Genomic DNA, 20,712 nt, shown 5'->3' with positions numbered 1-20,712 from the left:
TAAGTGTCTAAATTATAAATTAAGATGGCGGAAATCAAACCTGCTGAAATTTCAGCAATATTAAGAAAGCAAGTAGAAGGTTTTGAATCTGGTGCTACACTAGAAGAAGTAGGAACAGTACTTCAAGTTGGAGATGGTATTGCTCGTGTTTACGGGCTTTCGAATGTTCAATATGGAGAGTTAGTTGAATTTGACAATGGATTAGAAGCTATTGTTTTGAATCTTGAAGAAGATAATGTAGGTGTGGTACTTTTAGGACCATCTACAGGAATCAAAGAAGGTTCAACTGCTAAAAGAACACAACGTATTGCTTCTCTTAAAGTAGGAGAACAAATGGTAGGTCGTGTAGTAAACACACTTGGTTTTCCTATTGATGGAAAAGGACCAATCGGTGGAGACTTATACGAAATGCCGTTAGAAAGAAAAGCTCCTGGAGTTATCTTCCGTCAACCCGTTACTGAGCCATTACAAACAGGAATAAAAGCAGTAGATGCTATGATTCCAGTAGGTCGTGGACAACGTGAGCTAGTTATTGGTGACCGTCAAACAGGTAAATCAACTGTTTGTATCGATACTATCTTAAATCAAAAAGAATTTTACGATGCTGGGAAACCAGTATTTTGTATCTATGTTGCTATTGGACAAAAAGCTTCGACTGTAGCAGGAATTGCTAAAATGTTAGAAGAAAAAGGCGCAATGGCATATACCATTATTGTTGCTGCAAATGCTTCTGATCCAGCTCCAATGCAAGTGTATGCTCCTTTCGCAGGTGCTGCAATTGGAGAATATTTTAGAGATTCAGGTCGTCCGGCTTTAATTGTTTATGATGATTTATCTAAACAAGCGGTTGCATACCGTGAGGTATCTCTGTTATTGAGAAGACCACCGGGACGCGAAGCATATCCTGGAGACGTTTTCTACCTTCACAGTAGATTATTAGAACGTGCTTGTAAAGTAATTGCTGATGATGGAATTGCTAAAGACATGAACGATTTACCAGATTCATTGAAATCAATTGTAAAAGGTGGTGGTTCATTGACTGCGCTGCCAATTATTGAAACTCAAGCTGGTGACGTTTCTGCATACATCCCAACAAACGTAATTTCTATTACAGATGGTCAAATTTTCCTTGATGGAGATTTGTTTAACTCTGGGGTTCGTCCGGCAATTAACGTAGGTATTTCGGTATCTCGTGTTGGAGGAAATGCCCAAATTAAATCAATGAAAAAAGTAGCAGGTACATTGAAATTGGATCAAGCACAATTCCGTGAATTAGAAGCGTTTGCTAAATTTGGTTCTGATCTTGATGCCGTTACTTTAAACGTAATTGAAAAAGGAAGAAGAAACGTTGAAATCTTGAAACAAGGTTTGAACGATCCATATACTGTTGAAGATCAAGTTGCGATTATCTATGCTGGTTCTAAAAACTTATTGAGAAATGTTCCTGTGAACAAAGTAAGAGAATTTGAGAAAGATTTCTTGGAATTCTTGAACAACAAACACAGAGCAACTCTTGACGCTTTAAAAGCAGGAAAATTAACAGACGAAATTACAGATGTAATTGAATCTGTGGCAAAAGAATTATCAGCAAAATATAACTAAAACTAGTCAAAAGTTGTAAAGTCGAAAGTCTTAAAGTCAGTTTATCTGCTTTTGAGGACTTTAGACTTTATGACTTTACGACATTAGACTAATATAAAATGGCAAATTTAAAGGAAATCCGTAATAGAATTACTTCCGTTTCATCTACGATGCAAATTACATCGGCAATGAAAATGGTTTCTGCAGCAAAGCTAAAGAAAGCACAAGATGCAATCACAGCAATGCGCCCTTATGCCGAAAAATTAACGGAATTATTGCAAAATCTTTCTGCCACGCTTGATGGTGAGATAGGAGGAGAGTTTACTACACAACGAGAGATCAAGAAAGTATTATTAGTTGTAATAACTTCTAACAGAGGTTTAGCGGGTGCTTTTAATACGAATGCAATCAAAGAAGCAAAAAGTCGTGTTGAATTTTATACAGGGAAGCAAGTGGATATTTTTGCTATTGGCAAAAAAGGAAATGATGTTTTGAGTAAAACACATTCAGTGGTTGATAATCAAAGCGTTGTTTTTGATGACTTGACTTTTGATGCTGTAGCTAAAATTGCGGATAGATTAACTGAGAAATTCGTTTCAGGAGAATATGATAAAATTGAGTTGATTTATAACCAATTTAAAAATGCCGCAACACAAATCGTTCAAACCGAACAATTTTTGCCATTGGCACCTATAAAATCTGATCTTACAGTTTCAACTGGTGATTATATTTTTGAACCTTCAAAAGAAGAAATCGTGTTGACTTTAATTCCAAAATCATTAAAAACACAATTGTATAAAGGAATTCGGGATTCATTTGCTTCAGAGCACGGAGCGCGTATGACTGCGATGCATAAAGCAACTGATAATGCGACGGAAATGAGAAATCAATTGAAATTAACATATAATAAAGCGCGTCAGGCTTCTATTACTAACGAAATCTTAGAGATTGTTGGTGGTGCTGAAGCGTTGAATGGATAATAGATTATTGATTCAAAATATATAAAGAGTCACGCATAGCGTGACTCTTTTTTTGTTTAATTTTATAGTTTAAAATAATACTAGGAAGAATGCAATTAAAAATTAGAGAACTCAGCACAGTAGAAGAAATGCTTGAAAACATTGAAGTAATGCGATTTTTATACCCCACATTTACGGTAAAAAAATACCAATCGTATCTTACGGAGATGATTCCTCATAATTACAAACAGGTAGCCGTTTTTGAAGGCGATGTATGTGTAGGACTCTCCGGATTATGGTCTGGGACTAAATTATGGTCTGGCAAGTACCTGGAAATTGATAATTTTATTGTGCATCCAGAACACCGCAAGAAAGGAATTGGCAAAATGTTGACGGATTATGTCGATGCTAAAGCAAAAGAACTCGGCTGTACCATGATCGTTTTAGATGCTTTTACAGGAAACTATACTGCGCATCGCTTTTATTACAATCAAGGGTATATCCCAAAAGGATTTCATTTTCTCAAAATTTTAAACGAAGAAGGACTAAGTTAAATAGAAAATTATGAAAGGATATAAAACAATTTTTTTCTCAGCGATTACCGCTATCAGCCTTACTTTTTGTGCCATGAAGCACGAACTTCAAACGGAATTTCCTCAAGAAATACAATCAGTATTCTACCAAAAAGTCAAAAAAGGTACGGAAAGCAGCGTGATCAATTTTTATATCGAATTCAAAAAACCGCTTGCAAACAACATCAAATTGGAGAAAATCTATTTTCACAATGAAGAATCCCCGGTGAGTGAAATTACTAAAAATACTTTTGTATCACATTTTTATCAAAGTAATAAAAAAGAAGATTTAATTTTGAATAGGAATCCCGCCAAAGAATATGGCAATAAGGCACCAGTCGTTCAAAAATCTAAATTTGATTTAAAATTCAATGAAGTAGTTTTGGAATATACGAAAGACGGTAAAACCCTTTTTTATAAAATATCGAATGTCCTAGAAAAACCCTTGCGATAATTTTTTGCAATTGAAAAGCTTTTGTAATTGATTTTTCTCTTTCAAAACAAACATTCACTTCAGTGTATTTAACCAAAGAATTAGTTATTTTTGGCTCTTTAATTTTAATAAAAACACCATTTTGGGATTATATAAAAATCTTTTTAAACAGACCGCGATTTACGGATTAGCAACGGTTGTCCCGCGAATGTTTAGTTTCTTATTGGTGCCTTTATATACGGATCTACTTCCTAAAGCGGAGTATGGGAAGGTTTCCATAATTTTTGCCTCCATGATTTTCTTTAATGTCATTCTTGCATACGGAATGGAAACCGCGTTTTTTAGGTTTTACAATAAAGAAACAAACAAGAATTCAGTAGTTGAAACAACCTCAGTGTCGATCTTCTGGACTTCACTTACCTTTTTATTCATAGCATTACTTTTTCGAAACACATTAGCGCTTTGGTCAGGAATTGATGAACAATATATTACATACACCATTTGGATTTTAGTGCTTGATGCATTGGTTATTGTTCCGTTCTCTAAATTAAGGGTCAACCAGCAACCCGTAAGATACGCCATAATCAAAATAGGAAATGTAGCCGTCAATCTTTTTCTGAACCTTTTCTTTTTGAGTTATTTACCCGCGATTGCAGAATCAAATCCGGACAGTATCTTACGTTCTTTATATCTGGAAGATTTTCAAATAGGTTATATTTTTGTGTCCAATATCGCGGCGAGCTTACTTACATTTATACTGCTGTCCCCCAATTATTTCAAACTCAAATGGCAGTTTGATTATTCGCTTTGGAAACGCATGATGCAATACGGTATGCCAATAATGGTCGCTGGAATCGCATTTGCCATCAACGAACAATTCGACAAAATTTTACTGGGATACTTATTGCCTCCTGACATTGCTGATGCCGAAGTCGGCGTTTATTCCGCCTGTTACAAGCTTGGTTTGTTCATGGTTTTGTACCGAACTGCCTATACTTTGGGAATCGAACCCTTCTTTTTTAGCCATTCTAATAGTAAAGATGCGCCACAAACCTACGCTACAATTACCAAATATTTTGTCATTTTTGGGTCGTTTATATTACTGTCCGTCATCGTTTTTGCCGATGTGCTCAAAGTTATTATGATCCGAGATGATTCCTATTGGGAAGCCATGAAAGTAGTACCATTAATTATTTTGGCTAATTTTTTCCTAGGCATTTACACCAACCTTTCCGTTTGGTACAAACTCATTGACAAAACGCATATTGGTGCATACATTTCTATAGTGGGAGCCATCATTACCTTAGCATTAAACTTTCTTTTAATTCCTACAATGAGTTATTACGGTTCTGCAATTGCCACCATTTCGGCTTATGGGAGCATGATGTGTATCTCCTACTATTTTGGGAATAAATATTACCCCATACCGTACGAAACCAATAAAATTGCCATGTATTTAGTGATTTCCATAGGTTTTTCAGCAGTTTCATTTTATGGCTTTAGAGAAAATTATTTAGTTGGAGTGCCGCTATTGTTAGCATTCCTATATTTTATTTACTACAACGAGAAAGAATTATTAATCAAAATATTGAACCGAAAAAAGAATTAGAATCTAGTTTTTAGGAGCTATTTCCTGCTTTTTGCTGTATCTTTTCTTTTTTAAAGAAAAAAAGAAAAGGATGCCGCTTCAATCAGGGCTAAAAAATCGAAAACAATACAAAAGAACATATACGGACAAGTAGGGACAAGTCGCGACTTGTCCCTACAGCACATCAAAATAAAAAAACAATGACAATAAACATCATCAACAAATCACAACATGCCTTGCCTAACTATGAAACCATAGCCTCAGCAGGAATGGACTTACGAGCCAACTTATCGGAATCCATAACACTAAAACCACTGGAAAGAGCCATTGTAAAAACAGGTCTTTTTATAGAATTACCTATAGGGTACGAAGCGCAAGTAAGACCTCGAAGCGGTCTCGCTGCTAAAAACGGAATTACGGTGTTGAACGCTCCTGGAACAGTAGATGCTGATTATCGGGGTGAAATCGGAGTTATTTTAGTAAATTTATCCAATGAAGATTTTGTTATCCAAAACGGAGAACGCATTGCGCAACTCATCATCGCAAAACACGAACGTGCAGAGTGGATTCAAGTACAAGAGCTGACAGAAACCTCCAGAGGAGAAGGCGGTTTTGGAAGTACTGGAGTGAAATAAATTTAATAATTTAAAGATTGAAAAATTTAAAGATTTGCGATAATCTTTAAATTTTTCAATCGTTTAATCTTTCAATAAAAAAACATGAAAATAATTGTCCCAATGGCCGGCCGTGGTTCACGCCTTCGCCCACATACATTAACCATTCCTAAACCTTTAATTCCTATTGCAGGAAAACCGATTGTTCACCGTTTAGTAGAGGATATTGCAGGCGTATTAAATCAAGCGATCGAAGAAGTAGCCTTTATTATTCATGAAAGTTTTGGCAAAAAAGTAGAAGAGGAACTAATTGCTATCGCACAAAAATTAGGCGCCAAAGGCACTATTTATTACCAAAACGAAGCTTTAGGAACCGGTCACGCCATTATGTGTGCCAAAGATTCTTTGAGTGGACCAGCAGTTATCGCTTACGCAGATACGTTGATTCGGGCTGATTTCGATTTGGACCAAAATGCCGACAGCGTGATTTGGGTGAAACAAGTAGATCAGCCGGAAGCTTTTGGTGTTGTAAAACTGAATGAAGCAAATGAAATAGTAGAATTAGTAGAGAAACCGGTAACTTTTGTCTCAGATCTTGCCGTTATCGGAATTTACTATTTTAAAGATGTGGCCGTGCTGAAAAACGAATTACAATTAGTATTAGATAACAATATTATCCACGGTGGCGAATATCAAATAAATGATGGTATCAAACAAATGATGGCTAAAGGCATGAAATTTGTTCCCGGTAAAGTGGACGAATGGATGGATTGTGGCAACAAGAATGTAACCGTGGAAACCAATTCCAGAATGTTAGGATTCTTGCACAATGATGGCGAACATTTAGTGGATTTTGATGTCAAATTAGAGAATTCGACTATAATTCCGCCTTGTTATATCGGTAAAAATGTAATTTTGATAAACGCAACTGTTGGACCGAATGTATCTTTAGGTGATGGATGTCATGTTCAAAACAGCACGATAAAAAACAGTTTAGTACAAACGCACTCTCATATCAAAAACGCGAATTTAGACAATGCAATGATTGGGAATCACGTTAGTTTTGATGGGAATTTTTCCAGTATTAGCATTGGGGATTATTCGGTATTGGAGTAAAAGGATTCAATTAATGCACTAAGCAATAAGAATAAAACAATGTTGCATTTTTTTACCATATAAGTCATGTAAGTTTAAGTTTCAATTGTGTTAGCCTTGTGTAACTTAAACAATCATAAGGTCATTTAAGGTTTAATTCTTATATGACTTATATATCAAATAGTATTTCACTCATTTTTTAGTATGACATTAAATAAGTCCAACTACTTAAATGCTATAATCAAAAATAAAAATATTTAATTTTAAACATACGAGTCTTGCAAGGCTATGTGGCTTCGCTTAAATGAACTATTGGTTTTACTTGAATTAATTCAAAACTTATATGACTTATATGTTTAAACAAGTATGCGACGAAATGTTATTATTTGTAATGTTAAGTGGTATTATATAAAAAAGATTCAGGATTAAAAATACAGCATGAAAAAAAGCGCTTTCATAATTTTATTTCTCGTTTTGCAATGCAATTCGGCTTTGCTGTGGGCGCAAACAGTACCTGAGGAAATAAAGCTCGATACGGATCAGTTTCAGGAACTTTTTTATGAATCGTTGTTGCAAAAAGGGATTGAGAACTATGATAAAGCGATAGTGGCTTTGGATAAAGCCAATAAAATTAAACCCAATGATGCCGCCGTATATTATGAGTTAGGGAAGAATTATTTAGCATTAAAAGAGTATAAAAGTGCTTATAATTACTTTGAAAACGCCACTAAAATTGATCCTAAAAACAAGTGGTTCTGGATAGGAATGTATGATGTGAATTACGAAACTAAAAATTTTACTCAGGGAATTACCGTCATCAATAAGTTGATTGAATTTGATCCCAAGTACAAAGAAGATTTGACCTCACTTTATATGGGGACTAATCAGTATGAGAAAGCTTTGGCACTGATTCAGGAACTTAATGAAACCATCGGAAAAACAGATAGAAGGGAACTATACAAAAGCCAGATTCTGTCTGTAGGAAAATTTCAGAATATGGAGATTACCAATCTGGAAGATCTGATTGCTAAAAACCCACAGGATGAGTTCAATTATATCAGTTTAATTTTTTTGTATTCGAAAAATAATGAAGAGTCAAAAGCGTTTGAAACCGTCAAAAAACTCGAAAAAGCAATCCCAGATTCGGAGTGGGCACAAGTAAGTGTATTCAAAAATTACTTGGATGCTAATGACGCACCAAAAGCCATTAAAGCAATGAATATTGTTTTGGCCAGTGCCAAAATTGATTCGAAAATTAAACACCGAATTCTGAATGAGTTTCTGGTTTTTACCGATAAAAATCCGCAATATTCGGCTGATTTAGAGAAGGCTGTTGGCTATTTTGACAAGGATACTTCCGTTGATGTTGCCAAAGAAATTGGGAAGTTTTTCCATGCTAAAAAACAATGGAACAAAGCAATTATGTATTATGAAAAATCAGCAAATAAGGAATCTGATGATGCCGTCGGAACGAATTTACTTTTGCTTCAAGCGCATACGGAGATGAAACAATTTGATACAGTAGCTAGGAAAGCTTCGGCACTTATGGAGACTTTTCCAACGCAGCCTCAGTTTTATTATTATGCGGGTTTAGCCAACAATCAGCTGCAACAATTTAAAAAGGCGAAGGGTTTTTTAGAAATGGGCATGGATTATGTAGTGGAGAATAAAGAGTTGGAAATCAATTTCAATATTCAACTTGGAGAAGCGTATAATGGTTTGGGAGATTTCAAGAAAAAAGACTTGTTTTTCTCTAAAGCCAATCAATTATTAAAAGAAAAAAAATAATGAAAAAAATTTCAATAGTAGTTCTACTTACTGTTTTTATGATTTCTTGTAAATCTAAAGCCATTGTGGTTGCTGCCAGTAATGAGCCCGTTGCTGAAGCGGGGTATATGTCAGCCAAAAAAATAATAGAAAATCATTATAACAATAAAAATGAATTTTCTACATTATACATTAAGTCAAGCGCGCGTTATGCGGATGACAAGCAGACCCAAAACGTTACCGCAGAAATTAAAATCAAGAAAGACGAACAAATTTTAGTAAGCATTCGTTTTCTTGGAATTACAATGGCAAAAGCATTGATTACGCCTTCCACGGTGAGCTATTACGAAAAAATCAACGGAAACTATTTTGAAGGGGATTTCAGCAGTTTAAGCCAGTGGTTAGGAACGGATTTGGATTATAATAAAATCCAGAACATGTTATTAGGTCAGGCTATTGATGATTTGACTAAAGGAAAATATCTAGAAACATTATTGGAACAAACCTATCGATTAGATGATACATCGAACAAAAACACGAAAAAATCATTCTTTTTAGATGCCGATAAATTTTTAGTTCAAAAGCAAGAAATTACACAAACTGCCGAAGAGCGAACGATCAAAGTTACATACACAGACAACAAAGTGTACAACGAGACAACATTGCCTACAAGTGTTTTAATTAATACGTTTCAGAAGAAAGGAACTACCGAAATCAGTTTAGATTACAATACGGTAACTTTCAATGAAGAACTTTCTTTTCCTTATAGTGTTCCAAATGGGTACAAAAGAATTATAATTAAGTAAATTAGCAAAAATATTTTTCCGATATGCCAAAATTTCTCCTAAGCCTAATTTTAATTTGTACCACTTCATTACTATGGAGTCAGGAATCCCAACAAGAAAAATTAGAAGAACGTAAAGCTCAAATTCAAAAAGAAATTCGAGAAAATGAAAGATTACTGCAGAATGTAAAGAAAAAAGAGAAATCCGCTCTCAATGTGGTGATTATTCAAAGTACTAAAATAAGGCTTAAAGAAAAATTAATAAATACCACTGAAAAGCAAACCAAGTTGCTTAACAACGATATGTACATTAATCAGGTTCAGATCAATAAATTAAAAAAAGAATTGGGGGAACTGAAGGAGGATTATGCCGAAATGATTTTAAAATCATATAAAAGCCGTTCGTCAGAAAGTAGAGCGATGTTTTTATTGTCTTCTGAAAACTTTTTACAGGCATACAAAAGAGCGCAGTACATGAAGCAGTACACCAGTTATAGAAAAGCACAGGGCGAGGAAATTAAATCTAAGTCGACCAAGTTATTGGACTATAATGATAAATTAAACATTCAAAAAAAGGAAAAACAAAAACTGATTGCCGAAAACGAAAAGGAACGATTGGCTCTGGAAAAGGAAAAGAAAGAACAGCAAAAGGTAGTAAATTTTATCAAAAAAGATAAAAATATGATTGCCAAAGAGCTTAAGAAAAGACAACAAGAGTACAAATCAATTGACAGACAAATCAATAAATTAATTCGGGAAGCCATTGCGGCAGCTAATAGGAAAGCCGCCTTAGAAAAAGCGAAAGCCAATCCAAGTGCCCCGGTTTCCAGAGGTGCAGTGTCATCCTCTAAAATTGAGTTAACTCCTGAAGCTAAAATAGTTGCTGATAATTTTAGAGCGAATAGAGGAAGATTGCCGTATCCTGTTGAAAAAGGATATATATCATTAGGATATGGAAACCAAACCCATCCTTTGTTCAATACAATTACGGTTCACAACAGCGGTGTAGAAATCACTACGGACAATGGCGCAAGTGCCAGAGCTGTTTTTGGAGGAGAAGTAACCAGTGTCATCGTTTTGTCACCAGTAAACAAAGCGGTAATGATACAGCACGGAGATTTCTTTACGGTCTATCAAAATTTAAGTTCAGTGTCAGTCAATAAAGGAGATAAAGTGAGTATAAAGCAAAGTCTTGGAAAAGTAAGAACGAATGGCGAGACCGGAAAAACGATAATTAAATTTTTAATCCTACAAAATACAACCTATAATAATCCTTCAAGCTGGTTGTCCCCAAGATAGAAAATAGTTGTCTGATAAAAAAAGCACTATCAATTCAATCGAATTGATAGTGCTTTTTTTAGTTAAGGAATTCTTTAGTATTAATGGATAAAAGGTCTGTTGACGAAACCTTTTTGACGGTTGCGCTCCATTGCTGTAGTGTTAGGTATAGATAGCTGTTTGATTTTTGAATAAATTAACGAATTTAGAACCTTTTAATGGGTTATTCTGCTTTGTTAAAAGAAGAATGTACAGCTTTCATCATTCCTTCAGTAGACCAGGTTCCGGAAACTATAATACGTCTGATAGTATACAATGGATCTGCAGGATCTCTTTTGGTTGATAAAATATAAGCCATTTCATAACCACTTTTCTTAATTTCAGGAATAGCTGGCGCATTCCATAATCCAAACGGATAGGCAAAATCCGTCACCGGTTTTCCTATGATTTCCTCCAGTTTTGCTTTTGGTTTTACCAATTGTAAATTCCAGTCGTCGCCCGTATATTTTGTAACCATGTGGTGATCCCAAGTATGCGCACCTACCACATGTCCGTCATCAGATAAGCTTTTAATTTGCTCTTTGCTCATATATCCGGGACGATTAATTGAGACTGTCATAATAAAAAACACCCCTTTGAAACCGTGTTTTTTCATTTCGGCTGCGCCAATGCTAAATTGTTCTTCTCTGGTATCATCAAAAGTAATCATGATTGGTTTTTCCGGTAAGGGACCATCAAATACTAAATAGTCGTAGAGCTGTTGTGGCAAAACGGTTTTATATCCGGCATCGGCTAAGGCTTTCATTTGTGCTGCAAAAGCATCAGGTTTTACGGTGTACACTTTCATGTTTCCGCTCGCACTGGCACTAAAATCTCGGATATTATGATAACATAAAACGGGTACTTCTTTTTTTGAAAGAATAGTCGCAGCATCAGTCGCTATTTTTTTTGGTTCAATAATTTTTGCAGGAACAGTTATAAGCGGAACTTTCGGTATTATTTTACGAGGTTCTGATTGGCATCCAACTACTAAAAAAAACCCAACAGAAAGGGAATAAAGAATATTCTTCATAAATCAATTGGTAAATTATTGGTACTGAATATAAATTGGTTTTGGAGTAAATTTTACTAATTCCTCTGGGCTGTACATCTTCCAATCGTTTTTATTGTCATTTTTATAAAATAATTTAAAACCAGTGAATTGTACCGGTTCTCTATAAATATAACTCATATACGTGGACTTTTTTAGAATTTTACTTCCAAAACCATCCATGTCCATAACGATTTGAACTTCAGGAACGGTCTTGATTTCTTTATAGTTTTTTACCATGCCCTGAGTAAAACGGTGTATTACAAGCACTTTTGGAGTCAGTTTATTTTTGCGCACAATATTTGCCAATATGTCAATGGCATCGTTAATATCAGCGGCAGTGAAATGCCCGATTTTTGAACCTGGGCGCTCTCCATTTTTCATAGAAAATTCCGGATCAATTCCAAGGTGTACATTAGGCATGGAAAGGTATTGTTCCAGTTCTGCCACTTCTGCCTTAACGGTGCTGTGTCCCACCTGAATGTCTAGAAATACGAGTGCATTTATAGGTTTTGCCCAACTTATAATAGTGTCTATTTGCTTAAATGGCATACGCATACGGTGCATATTATTTTTTCCCGGAGCGCCTTGAGCGGTAACGGCAATATAATGCAAAGCCGGAATTGCTTTGACAGTAGAATCCGCTGCTTGCCACTTGGCCACTTCACCTTGTAATTTTGCCAACATTTCTTTTCGGGGAATTTCACCTAATATTCCCATTCTGGTGGAATATAAGTTACCGTAATAAGCAATGATTCTATTGTAGGGCAAGAGTGCGCCAGGTAAAGGATAAGGGGCTTTTACAGGCCATCTGCCCGTGGTGTCATTGTTGCTTAAGGCAATCATTCTGGTATTAAAATCAAGCGTGTCAATGGTAAGGGATATTTTCTTTTCTATCGAATTTACTTTTACGGTGGCCGGTTTTTCTGTTTCTCTTTCATTATCAGCGGCTTTATTCCGATTACAGGCTAGCGTACTTAACAATAATACGGGAAGTGTGATATATGCAATTGTTGATTTTTTCATAGGTAGCTACTACTTTTTATTTAAAATGAAGGTCCAAGTTTAAAGATAATTTAATTCTCGAATTAATCACAAAGATATGATTTTTTAAGAAGGTCATTTTGGTTAAACTAGTGTTTTTAAAATGGTGCTTTTTATATAATTTCCGTTTAAACTAGACTTTTGTGTAATTTTACAATAATCTTTAATGGAATTCAAAACAATATGAAACAGAATATAAGTTGCAACTTATAATTGTGGGGAGCATTTTTATTTAATCCATATTTTATTTAAAAGGGTTTTTTGGAACAAAAAGAAAATGCTAACTTTATAAACGTTTTCATTCCCTTTAACACGACAAAAATTGTTCAAAAATAGCCTTTCCTTTCTTCTTTTTTTATGCAGTGTTTTCACTGTTTTTGGACAAATAAAAAAAGATACCATAGCCCTTTCAGAAATCACTTTGAAGGGTTCGCCAATCAAAAATGCACCTCAAAACACTGCCTCTTCCGTTTCAGTGATTACTACTGCCGACATCAATAAAAGTGATGGCATTATACTGACTCCTGTGCTAAACAAAATTCCCGGGGTTACCATGCAACAAGGTGCATTGAACACCAACAGGATTACGATTCGTGGCATTGGCGCCAGATCTCAATACGGAACCAATAAAATAAAAGCCTATTTTGATGGTATACCATTGAGTTCAGGTGAAGGTGAAACCACTATTGACGATATTGATTTAGCGTCAATCGAAAAAATAGAAATCATAAAAGGACCAAATTCTACGAGTTTTGGATCCGGTTTGGGTGGCGTGATTCACTTGTTTTCAAGAGAAACTCCATTATTGGAATCGTTTGGAAAATCAACAGTTACTTTTGGGAGTTTTGGGTTGCTACAAAACCGACTCTCGGCAGGATACAGCGATTCCAAAACGAATGTATTTGCGAGTTTTACGGATTTACAAAGTGACGGATTCAGGGAAAATAGTTCCTATGACAGAAAATCATTTAACCTGCATGCCAAACAAAAAATTAATTCCAAGGGTAGTTTTTCCTTTTTGGGAACATTCACCCGATTGAAAGCTTTTATTCCAAGTTCTATCAATGAGACGGATTTAAAAAATAATCCAGAGAAAGCAGCCGCTACATGGGCAGCCGCACAAGGTTTTGAGTCGTATGATAAATTCATGCTGGGTTTAGGATACGACCATCAATTTTCTGAAAAATGGTCGCTGCAAACCAGTATTTTTTCTAATTTTAAAGATGCTTACGAACCCAGACCTTTTGACATTTTGGACGAAAAAACAAGTTCGCTAGGCCTTCGTTCGAATGTGAATTACAAAGACCAATTGTTTTCTTTGCCCTTTGAACTGAGTTTTGGCACCGAATTATTAACGGAAAAATACGCGTATTCCCTTTTTAAAAATTTGTACAAATCGCAACCTGGTCAAGGTAGTTTAAAAGGCGACGAATTCAGCTCCATCGAACAAAACCGGAACTACAGCAACTACTTTTTACAAATGGAATTTTGGATTTCAGATAAACTGCATCTGGAAACCGGAGTAGCATTTAACACAACCAAATATTCGTTAAAAGATATTTTCGAAAATAATTCTGGGGCTCAAAAAATGCCCTTTGCTTTTGGAAATGTGTGGTCACCAAGAATTGGTTTCTCGTATAAAGTAAGCAAAGGAAAAAATATATTTACATCGGTGAGTAAAGGATTTTCGGTGCCATCAGTTGCTGAAACACTGACTCCAGAAGGGCAAATAAACACCGATTTGAAACCAGAAGTGGGGTGGAATTATGAATTGGGTTTCAAAGGAAACTGGCTTGAAAATAAAATATACACCGAAGTAACGTTTTATAGCACACAAATTGAAAATTTATTAGTGGCACGACGCACCGCCAATGATCAATTTGTTGGGATTAATGCAGGAAGCAGTTCGCATTCAGGATTAGAATTCTTGGTTAATTACAAACTTTTCGAACTTACCCAATTTCAAATGACTTCTTATTTTTCAGGTGCGGTGAATACCTTTAAATTCAAAGAATTCTTGGATGGTGATGCTGATTATTCGGGAAATCAATTGACGGGCGTTCCTGAAAAGCAATTTAATTTTGGAGTAGATTTAACCACAAAAAATGGATTTGGTGTCAACACTTCTTTCCGAACGATGAGTAAAATTCCGTTAAATGATTCCAATACAAAATACAGTGAGCGGTATTCGTTGCTTGATATTAAAACGACCTATGTTTTCACGATTTTTAAAATTCTGAAAACAGAGCTGAATGCTGGAATCAATAACGCTTTAGGTACTAAATATGCGGCTAATATTTTGCCAAACGCAGTTGGTTTCGGCACTGCCGCGCCACGTTATTTTTATCCAGGAAATCCCGTCAATTTTTACGGTGGTTTTTCGGTAGCGTTTCTTTTTTAGATAGGAATCAGTCGATATTTTATTTTTTAATGGCAGCGACCTCTTTCTCGGTAACGATTTTGGTTTGTTTATTACTCCAGGAAGTCATAATGTAATTCATCACATCAGCCACTTCCTGATCCGTAAGTCCCATGGCCGGCATGCTGCTATTGTACTTGATTTTATTGACAACAATTTCGCCACTTTGTCCAAATTTTACGGCAGCGATACTTTGATTTCTCTTAGTTTTCAACCAGTCCGAACCGTCTAGAGGCGGGAAGTTCTTACCATCTCCTTTTCCATTTGCGCCATGGCATTGCATGCAAAAATCTGCATAAATTTCTTTTCCGGGTGACTGAAGTTTTGCAGCAACTTCGGTTTCAGTATTCAAGTCAATATAGTTGTCTGCGGAAAATGGATTTGCAAAAGAGAAGCTTCCCAATACAAACACTCCAAATCCTAAAAATAATTTCGTTATCAACATCGTTTAATTTGGTATAATTTTAATAATTCCTTTTCCTTCCACGCCCATATAAATATAGCCATCCGGACCTTGTGCCACATTACGCACGCGACCAATTCCGGTTGCAATTTTTTGTCTGCCGATCACTTCATTTCCTTTTAACTTTAGCAATTCAAGATATTGGAATTTCAAAGAGCCCACCAATAAATGTCCTTTCCAGTCTGGATATTTGTCGCTGGTGACAAAAGCCATTCCGCTTGGAGCGATGGACGGCAACCAATAATAAATAGGTTTTTGGATGCCTGGTTTTTCGTTTTCTTTACTAATGGTGGTTCCGTCATAATCGATACCATAAGTCACCACAGGCCATCCATAATTGATTCCTTTTTTTATGATATTGATTTCATCTCCACCTTGTGGACCATGTTCATGTTCCCAAATGGCGCCTGTTACTGGGTTTTTTGCCATTCCTTGCGGATTGCGATTTCCATAAGTGTAAATTGCTTCTTTGGCTCCGGTTTGACCTACAAATGGATTGTCTTTAGGGATGCTTCCATCATCATTTAGTCGGTATATTTTTCCGCCATCACGCTTTATGTCTTGCGGATTGACAAAATGTTCGCCCCGCTCTCCGATGGAGAAATACAAATAACCGTCGTTGTCAAATAGAATTCGGGAACCAAAATGTTGTCCTTTTGTAGTGTTTGGAGTGGCTTTGTAAAGTGATTCAATTTGTGTCAGCGCTTCGTCCAATATTTTGGCTCGAATGAGTTTTGTGTGACCGCCAGTACCTTCCCCTTCATCGGAAGCGAAGGTCATATAAATCCAACCATTTTTAGCATAATCAGGGTGTAAAGCGATGTCTAATAACCCACCTTGTCCACGTGCGTATACTTTTGGAACATTTTTGATTTCTGTTCTTGTTCCGTTTTTGATATGGTATAAAACACCACTTTTTTCGGTAACTAACATGCTGCCGTCTGGCAACCAAGTCATCCCCCACGGAACAGCAATATCTGCAACCACGGTTTCAAGCGTATAGTTTTTTACCTCGTCTTTGATAGGAATGTCATCAGATTTAACCTGTGCGTTACAACTAAAAGAAAGAAAGGATATAATTGAAAGTGAAACTAATTTGATTTTTTTCATAGGAATACGATTTAAAATGTGAACCGTATAACAAAGATACGTAAACCGTAGCTAAAAGAAAAATACGCTCCAATGATTAAATTAAAACAATTGATTTTATAGCCCTTAAGTAAATGTTTTGAAATAACAATTGTGCGTTAGAAGTTTAAGATGTTATGTATTTAAATTACAAATATTAACATGATACCACAAACAAAATAAGTCTTACGTTCTTTAGTTAGAAGTAAGACTTATAAATTTATTGGAAATAATATGAACTTAGTAACCCCCACCAGTACTAGGAGTTGTTGTAGTTCCCTTAATCAATTGACCTCTTATTTCACCTGCAGTAAATGTAGAAGAGTGCAGATTTACATAATAAAGATTAGCCATAAGATCTGCCTCTTGTTCTGCAGTTAGAGCAACACTCGTATAACTAATTGAAGACGCAAGAGTAGTGAACGGAAAAACCACGCTTCCATTTGTTCCCGAAGCTCCTTTATGGATGTGTCCAGCAGTAATAGATGACAGGTTATGTGTTACCGTGATTGTAAATACTTTTGTGGTATTGTTAAATTTAAGTGTTGCGTTACCCATTGCAGTAGAGTTGTTTGCTGGAACCTCGTTTGATCCCATTAACATATCAGCTGAGAAAGTCGTAATGCTTTGTCCTGGAATCTCTTGATCATCATTACATGATGATGAACTTACGAAAAGAAATAATGCTGTAAATAAACCAATTAATTTTTTCATGACTGTATTTTTTTTGTTTAGTAAATTTACAAAAATGTTAAACAATAATAAGTATTTAACAAAATATTAACTTCTAATAGCGCTTTTATGTCTCTTCAAGTGAAAGATGACGCTTGACTTGTAGTGGAAGTAGTTCATCTAAGACTGAATCGTTAAAAATACAACAATAGATTTATTCATATTCGCAATAGCACATTGTTATTTGATTTGCCATTGGTACTTTTATGAAATGTAAAAATTTAATTTATACCGTTTATTATTCAACTCGTTTTGGTTTCTGTGAAACATCTCTTTTTCTATTGAATAGTTGTAGATTATTTTACATATTTTTGTTTAACTTTGTAACCAAATTTATAAACAAAATAACTGTCGTATAAATTTTAGACGTTTGTATTCGTGTTGGCGCAAGCCAAGATATTTATAATCAGAGCTAATTTTAAAAATCGAATGGTAAGGTGCATTTTTAAAACAAGTAAAGCTGTGCCCAAAATTAAAATAAAATCACATGGAAAGTAAAAAACCAGACAATGTCGTATATTCAGTTGAAAAAGGATTTAATGCTAATCTTTTGCCTTATGCTACAAGTGTAGGAGCGCCAGTAATCCGTGTTGATGATGTGGTTTCCTGGAAAAGTAGAGGGATTGATAATGTGAATAAAGAGCTTGGCAATAAATTTAACGAGCTCAAGATTCAATATGAAAAATTGATGCAAGAATACGAATGGAATGAATTAGTGTACAGTGCTAAATTTTCATTTGAACCCGTTATTGGCGAAATTTATCATTTGTATCGAGATACTGATGGCATAAATTTTCTTTCGTTGATAGGGCCAGATGAATGGAACAAAGAACACATTGGTACTTTTAAATTGAATAGTGATAAAAAATGGTTACTTCTGAATGCAAAAGATTTGCCTCATTATTAAATTAAAAACGGTTCTCGATACAAGTCACTTCGACTGCGAGGCGTATCGAGAAGTTTTGTTCCGTTTTACTACACAAAAAACACGCTAACTAACCTTTTTTCTAATTAAACCCGTTGATTAAATTAAAATAAAGTTGAATGTAGTTTTCAATTTAATTGAAATTGCACTAAATTTTGTGTTATTTACGTTTGCGATTGTAACCCTTATATTCGTTCTGGAGTTTTAAAATTGAAAAACATATTATAATACTATTTTCCTTTGGCTTTTTTACCCCAAAGGGAATTCAGTTTTAGACGAACATCCGTATTTACGGTTTTTTCATCCCCTTTTATTTTTCTTAAACCGTATGCTAAAATGAATTTATTATCCCAAATAACAGCTCTTTTTTGTAATTGAAATCGTAATTCAATCCAAAACTCACCGCAAAATTCGAAGTTCCGCCACTCTGCTATTGTTTGTTATATGCGGATTGATTAAAAAGAAGTGCGATGTTTCCTTTTTTGCTCCCAAATCTTGCAGGGTCTGTCGCTGTTTCTTGTACAGTGACAGCTATCAGGGAAAAAAATAATTCCACAGAAAAGACTGTTTTGTTCATGTCTTTATTTTTTAAATACACGGTGTTCCTGTTCCTAAACGTACTATTTTATCCTTTTTTAGGCGCTTTGTATAATGGAACGGCAGAGCAGGCTTCACCATACATGATACTTCGTGCAAAAGGTTGTAGGTAATGCGCTGCTAAAACATAAGCCCGCATCGGAACCGGTTTTCTGGAGCATCCTTTTATAATAACAGGCTTATTTTCATAAACCGAATAATCAATTTTAGACAATAACTCTTCATAGAGTGAAGCGTCTAAATCTTCCAAAGTTCCATTGATAATTTTCTTTGCAAATGGCGCTACTTGAATGGCAACCAAAATCGAAGCCCAGGCAGGAACAATAGCATCAGTGCTGCAGTGAATTGCCACATAGTGATTTTGGTATTGTGACCAATCGTGATTTTTCAGTTCCTCTCTAAAGTCTTTTTCTTTCAATAAAAATCCTTCTAAAAGCCATTTTGAAATATCGATTTGCGTACGAATCCCTTTTGGATAATAGTCTTCAAGATCGAAAACTTCCAAAACACTATTCGCAACTTTATTTATTATTTCCATTTTTAAAAGTCTTAAAGTCTTAAAGTCGAATGTCTAAAGTCATAAGGTCAAATACTTAGCGACTTTATGACTTTCGACATTAGGACTAATTTAAAGCATTCCCAATTCTAATTTAGCTTCTTCGCTCATTAAATCTTTGCTCCAAGGCGGATCAAAAGTAATTTCTACTTCAGCGTCTTTTACATGTTCTATCGATTTCACTTTTTCTTCCACTTCTCTTGGTAAGCTTTCTGCAACGGGGCAGTTGGGTGAAGTAAGGGTCATCAGGATTTTTACTTCATAATCCGTATTGACCATCACGTCATATATTAATCCTAATTCGTAAATGTCTACAGGAATCTCCGGATCGTAAATAGTCTTTAATATTTTTACGATCGATTCTCCTAATTCAGTGGTGTCTATTTCTTGTTCCATTATTTGAGTGTTTTAACCATATAAGACATTGAAGGTCATTTAAGGTTTTTGTTTTGAATATTATATTTGTACTTTTTTTATTATTTAGCTTGATTAAATCATATTTAAAGTCTGCTATGTTTGTTTTTTATTCTTCCAGATATCTATATCTTTCGTTGACATATGTTTTTTGTCCTTCTTTAAAAATATGTGTTACATTGAAATTTATCATTAATCCTATAGGAATTTCTAAAAGGTTCATATAGGTTAAAATTTGAGCTTCATGTATTGGTAAAACTTTTTCTATTGCTTTCAGTTCAACAACCAAACTTTTTTCAACCAATAAGTCACATCTTAATCCTGTTTCAAGTTCTAAACCTTTATAATAAACAGGAATTGTAAGTTCAGTTTGAAATTCAAAACCTCTTATTGTCAATTCTTTTTTTAAACAAGTATGATAAACACTTTCTAAAAGACCGGGACCAAGATGTTTATGTACTTCTATGGCACAACCATTAACCTGATAAATTAAATCTTTTAAATATGTTTTGGTCATAAATTTCCATTTTTTATTCTCACTTAAGTAAGTCGAAAGTTTAAAAGTCGTAAAGTCAAAAGAATTAACTTTAAGTAAAACATTTTTAAATCAGATTGTTATGTAATTTTATCTTGATTTAAAAATACGACATTATACCATGGTTATTACTTATAT

The 20,712-nt window shown here is 34.9% G+C and carries 22 protein-coding genes; 12 read left to right on the top strand and 10 right to left on the bottom strand.

Annotated elements, in window-relative coordinates:
• Positions 1-24: 24 nt before the first annotated feature.
• The 10 genes from atpA (at position 25) to EKM00_RS03555 (ending at position 10,692) form a co-directional block, all read left to right on the top strand.
• Complete coding sequence (atpA, locus tag EKM00_RS03600) at positions 25-1,602, top strand: F0F1 ATP synthase subunit alpha (protein WP_126457785.1); 1,578 nt, start codon at positions 25-27, stop codon at positions 1,600-1,602.
• Between the two features lie 98 nt (positions 1,603-1,700).
• Positions 1,701-2,561 (top strand): ATP synthase F1 subunit gamma, encoded by an 861-nt coding sequence (gene atpG, locus EKM00_RS03595; protein ID WP_126515264.1) that lies wholly within the window; start codon positions 1,701-1,703, stop codon positions 2,559-2,561.
• 89 nt (positions 2,562-2,650) lie between these two features.
• Positions 2,651-3,094, top strand: a complete 444-nt coding sequence (locus EKM00_RS03590; protein ID WP_126515263.1) for a GNAT family N-acetyltransferase — start codon at positions 2,651-2,653, stop codon at positions 3,092-3,094.
• Positions 3,095-3,104: 10 nt separating this feature from the next.
• A complete protein-coding gene (locus EKM00_RS03585) occupies positions 3,105-3,566 on the top strand; it encodes a hypothetical protein (protein ID WP_126515262.1) in 462 nt (153 codons plus the stop codon).
• Positions 3,567-3,687: 121 nt separating this feature from the next.
• Positions 3,688-5,154 (top strand): lipopolysaccharide biosynthesis protein, encoded by a 1,467-nt coding sequence (locus tag EKM00_RS03580; protein ID WP_126515261.1) that lies wholly within the window; start codon positions 3,688-3,690, stop codon positions 5,152-5,154.
• Positions 5,155-5,333: 179 nt separating this feature from the next.
• A complete protein-coding gene (dut, locus tag EKM00_RS03575; protein ID WP_126515260.1) occupies positions 5,334-5,768 on the top strand; it encodes a dUTP diphosphatase in 435 nt (144 codons plus the stop codon).
• Positions 5,769-5,852: 84 nt separating this feature from the next.
• Positions 5,853-6,863, top strand: coding sequence for a sugar phosphate nucleotidyltransferase (locus EKM00_RS03570; protein WP_126515259.1), 1,011 nt, complete (start codon positions 5,853-5,855; stop codon positions 6,861-6,863).
• A 417-nt stretch (positions 6,864-7,280) separates the two neighbouring features.
• Positions 7,281-8,630 carry a tetratricopeptide repeat protein gene (locus tag EKM00_RS03565; protein WP_126515258.1) on the top strand — a complete coding sequence of 450 codons (1,350 nt, stop codon included), beginning with the start codon at positions 7,281-7,283 and terminating at the stop codon, positions 8,628-8,630.
• Positions 8,630-9,415 (top strand): DUF4292 domain-containing protein, encoded by a 786-nt coding sequence (locus EKM00_RS03560; RefSeq protein ID WP_126457815.1) that lies wholly within the window; start codon positions 8,630-8,632, stop codon positions 9,413-9,415. The genes EKM00_RS03565 and EKM00_RS03560 overlap by 1 nt, the downstream gene beginning before the upstream one ends.
• A gap of 23 nt (positions 9,416-9,438) precedes the next feature.
• Positions 9,439-10,692, top strand: coding sequence for a murein hydrolase activator EnvC family protein (locus EKM00_RS03555; protein ID WP_126455028.1), 1,254 nt, complete (start codon positions 9,439-9,441; stop codon positions 10,690-10,692).
• A 202-nt stretch (positions 10,693-10,894) separates the two neighbouring features.
• Here the strand turns inward: EKM00_RS03555 and EKM00_RS03550 are convergent, their stop codons facing one another.
• Together EKM00_RS03550 and EKM00_RS03545 are read right to left on the bottom strand one after the other, a co-directional pair.
• Positions 10,895-11,743, bottom strand: a complete 849-nt coding sequence (locus tag EKM00_RS03550; RefSeq protein ID WP_126515257.1) for a polysaccharide deacetylase family protein — start codon at positions 11,741-11,743, stop codon at positions 10,895-10,897.
• 15 nt (positions 11,744-11,758) lie between these two features.
• Positions 11,759-12,787 carry a hypothetical protein gene (locus tag EKM00_RS03545; protein ID WP_126455771.1) on the bottom strand — a complete coding sequence of 343 codons (1,029 nt, stop codon included), beginning with the start codon at positions 12,785-12,787 and terminating at the stop codon, positions 11,759-11,761.
• Positions 12,788-13,127: 340 nt separating this feature from the next.
• Between EKM00_RS03545 and EKM00_RS03540 the strand changes: the two genes are divergently transcribed.
• Positions 13,128-15,206, top strand: coding sequence for a TonB-dependent receptor family protein (locus tag EKM00_RS03540; RefSeq protein WP_126515256.1), 2,079 nt, complete (start codon positions 13,128-13,130; stop codon positions 15,204-15,206).
• A 19-nt stretch (positions 15,207-15,225) separates the two neighbouring features.
• Here the strand turns inward: EKM00_RS03540 and EKM00_RS03535 are convergent, their stop codons facing one another.
• From EKM00_RS03535 to EKM00_RS03525, 3 genes are all read right to left on the bottom strand, one after another.
• Positions 15,226-15,669, bottom strand: a complete 444-nt coding sequence (locus EKM00_RS03535; protein ID WP_126515255.1) for a c-type cytochrome — start codon at positions 15,667-15,669, stop codon at positions 15,226-15,228.
• A 3-nt stretch (positions 15,670-15,672) separates the two neighbouring features.
• Positions 15,673-16,797 (bottom strand): PQQ-dependent sugar dehydrogenase, encoded by a 1,125-nt coding sequence (locus EKM00_RS03530; protein WP_126515254.1) that lies wholly within the window; start codon positions 16,795-16,797, stop codon positions 15,673-15,675.
• A gap of 258 nt (positions 16,798-17,055) precedes the next feature.
• Positions 17,056-17,529 carry a CHRD domain-containing protein gene (locus EKM00_RS03525; protein ID WP_126455780.1) on the bottom strand — a complete coding sequence of 158 codons (474 nt, stop codon included), beginning with the start codon at positions 17,527-17,529 and terminating at the stop codon, positions 17,056-17,058.
• Positions 17,530-18,034: 505 nt separating this feature from the next.
• On the opposite strand from EKM00_RS03525, the gene EKM00_RS03520 reads away from it, so the two are divergent.
• Positions 18,035-18,454 carry a DUF2452 domain-containing protein gene (locus EKM00_RS03520; RefSeq protein WP_126515253.1) on the top strand — a complete coding sequence of 140 codons (420 nt, stop codon included), beginning with the start codon at positions 18,035-18,037 and terminating at the stop codon, positions 18,452-18,454.
• A 248-nt stretch (positions 18,455-18,702) separates the two neighbouring features.
• Here the strand turns inward: EKM00_RS03520 and EKM00_RS14880 are convergent, their stop codons facing one another.
• From EKM00_RS14880 to EKM00_RS03500, 5 genes are all read right to left on the bottom strand, one after another.
• Positions 18,703-18,810 (bottom strand): hypothetical protein, encoded by a 108-nt coding sequence (locus tag EKM00_RS14880; RefSeq protein WP_233592235.1) that lies wholly within the window; start codon positions 18,808-18,810, stop codon positions 18,703-18,705.
• A 92-nt stretch (positions 18,811-18,902) separates the two neighbouring features.
• Positions 18,903-19,049 carry a hypothetical protein gene (locus EKM00_RS14875; RefSeq protein ID WP_158614874.1) on the bottom strand — a complete coding sequence of 49 codons (147 nt, stop codon included), beginning with the start codon at positions 19,047-19,049 and terminating at the stop codon, positions 18,903-18,905.
• Between the two features lie 48 nt (positions 19,050-19,097).
• Positions 19,098-19,607 (bottom strand): DUF2480 family protein, encoded by a 510-nt coding sequence (locus EKM00_RS03510; RefSeq protein ID WP_126515252.1) that lies wholly within the window; start codon positions 19,605-19,607, stop codon positions 19,098-19,100.
• Between the two features lie 90 nt (positions 19,608-19,697).
• The gene (locus tag EKM00_RS03505) at positions 19,698-20,021 is read right to left on the bottom strand and encodes an SUF system Fe-S cluster assembly protein (protein WP_066075681.1); all 324 of its coding nucleotides are present in this window, start codon (positions 20,019-20,021) and stop codon (positions 19,698-19,700) included.
• Positions 20,022-20,148: 127 nt separating this feature from the next.
• Entirely contained in the window at positions 20,149-20,556 is a 408-nt protein-coding gene (locus EKM00_RS03500) for a GxxExxY protein (RefSeq protein WP_126457831.1), read from the bottom strand.
• Positions 20,557-20,712: the final 156 nt, after the last annotated feature.

Source organism: Flavobacterium sp. RSP15, from assembly GCF_003968755.1.
GTDB lineage: Bacteria > Bacteroidota > Bacteroidia > Flavobacteriales > Flavobacteriaceae > Flavobacterium.
This window is presented reverse-complemented; position numbering and strand designations above follow the sequence as displayed.

What these genes read in the sequence shown, in the direction of transcription:
- atpA (WP_126457785.1), top strand. Translation starts at nt 25, where the DNA reads ATGGCGGAAATCAAACCTGCTGAAATTTCAGCAATATTAAGAAAGCAA.
- atpG (WP_126515264.1), top strand. Translation starts at nt 1,701, where the DNA reads ATGGCAAATTTAAAGGAAATCCGTAATAGAATTACTTCCGTTTCATCT.
- EKM00_RS03590 (WP_126515263.1), top strand. Translation starts at nt 2,651, where the DNA reads ATGCAATTAAAAATTAGAGAACTCAGCACAGTAGAAGAAATGCTTGAA.
- EKM00_RS03585 (WP_126515262.1), top strand. Translation starts at nt 3,105, where the DNA reads ATGAAAGGATATAAAACAATTTTTTTCTCAGCGATTACCGCTATCAGC.
- dut (WP_126515260.1), top strand. Translation starts at nt 5,334, where the DNA reads ATGACAATAAACATCATCAACAAATCACAACATGCCTTGCCTAACTAT.
- EKM00_RS03570 (WP_126515259.1), top strand. Translation starts at nt 5,853, where the DNA reads ATGAAAATAATTGTCCCAATGGCCGGCCGTGGTTCACGCCTTCGCCCA.
- EKM00_RS03565 (WP_126515258.1), top strand. Translation starts at nt 7,281, where the DNA reads ATGAAAAAAAGCGCTTTCATAATTTTATTTCTCGTTTTGCAATGCAAT.
- EKM00_RS03560 (WP_126457815.1), top strand. Translation starts at nt 8,630, where the DNA reads ATGAAAAAAATTTCAATAGTAGTTCTACTTACTGTTTTTATGATTTCT.
- EKM00_RS03555 (WP_126455028.1), top strand. Translation starts at nt 9,439, where the DNA reads ATGCCAAAATTTCTCCTAAGCCTAATTTTAATTTGTACCACTTCATTA.
- EKM00_RS03550 (WP_126515257.1), bottom strand. Translation starts at nt 11,743, where the DNA reads ATGAAGAATATTCTTTATTCCCTTTCTGTTGGGTTTTTTTTAGTAGTT.
- EKM00_RS03545 (WP_126455771.1), bottom strand. Translation starts at nt 12,787, where the DNA reads ATGAAAAAATCAACAATTGCATATATCACACTTCCCGTATTATTGTTA.
- EKM00_RS03535 (WP_126515255.1), bottom strand. Translation starts at nt 15,669, where the DNA reads ATGTTGATAACGAAATTATTTTTAGGATTTGGAGTGTTTGTATTGGGA.
- EKM00_RS03530 (WP_126515254.1), bottom strand. Translation starts at nt 16,797, where the DNA reads ATGAAAAAAATCAAATTAGTTTCACTTTCAATTATATCCTTTCTTTCT.
- EKM00_RS03525 (WP_126455780.1), bottom strand. Translation starts at nt 17,529, where the DNA reads ATGAAAAAATTAATTGGTTTATTTACAGCATTATTTCTTTTCGTAAGT.
- EKM00_RS03520 (WP_126515253.1), top strand. Translation starts at nt 18,035, where the DNA reads ATGGAAAGTAAAAAACCAGACAATGTCGTATATTCAGTTGAAAAAGGA.
- EKM00_RS14875 (WP_158614874.1), bottom strand. Translation starts at nt 19,049, where the DNA reads ATGAACAAAACAGTCTTTTCTGTGGAATTATTTTTTTCCCTGATAGCT.
- EKM00_RS03510 (WP_126515252.1), bottom strand. Translation starts at nt 19,607, where the DNA reads ATGGAAATAATAAATAAAGTTGCGAATAGTGTTTTGGAAGTTTTCGAT.
- EKM00_RS03505 (WP_066075681.1), bottom strand. Translation starts at nt 20,021, where the DNA reads ATGGAACAAGAAATAGACACCACTGAATTAGGAGAATCGATCGTAAAA.
- EKM00_RS03500 (WP_126457831.1), bottom strand. Translation starts at nt 20,556, where the DNA reads ATGACCAAAACATATTTAAAAGATTTAATTTATCAGGTTAATGGTTGT.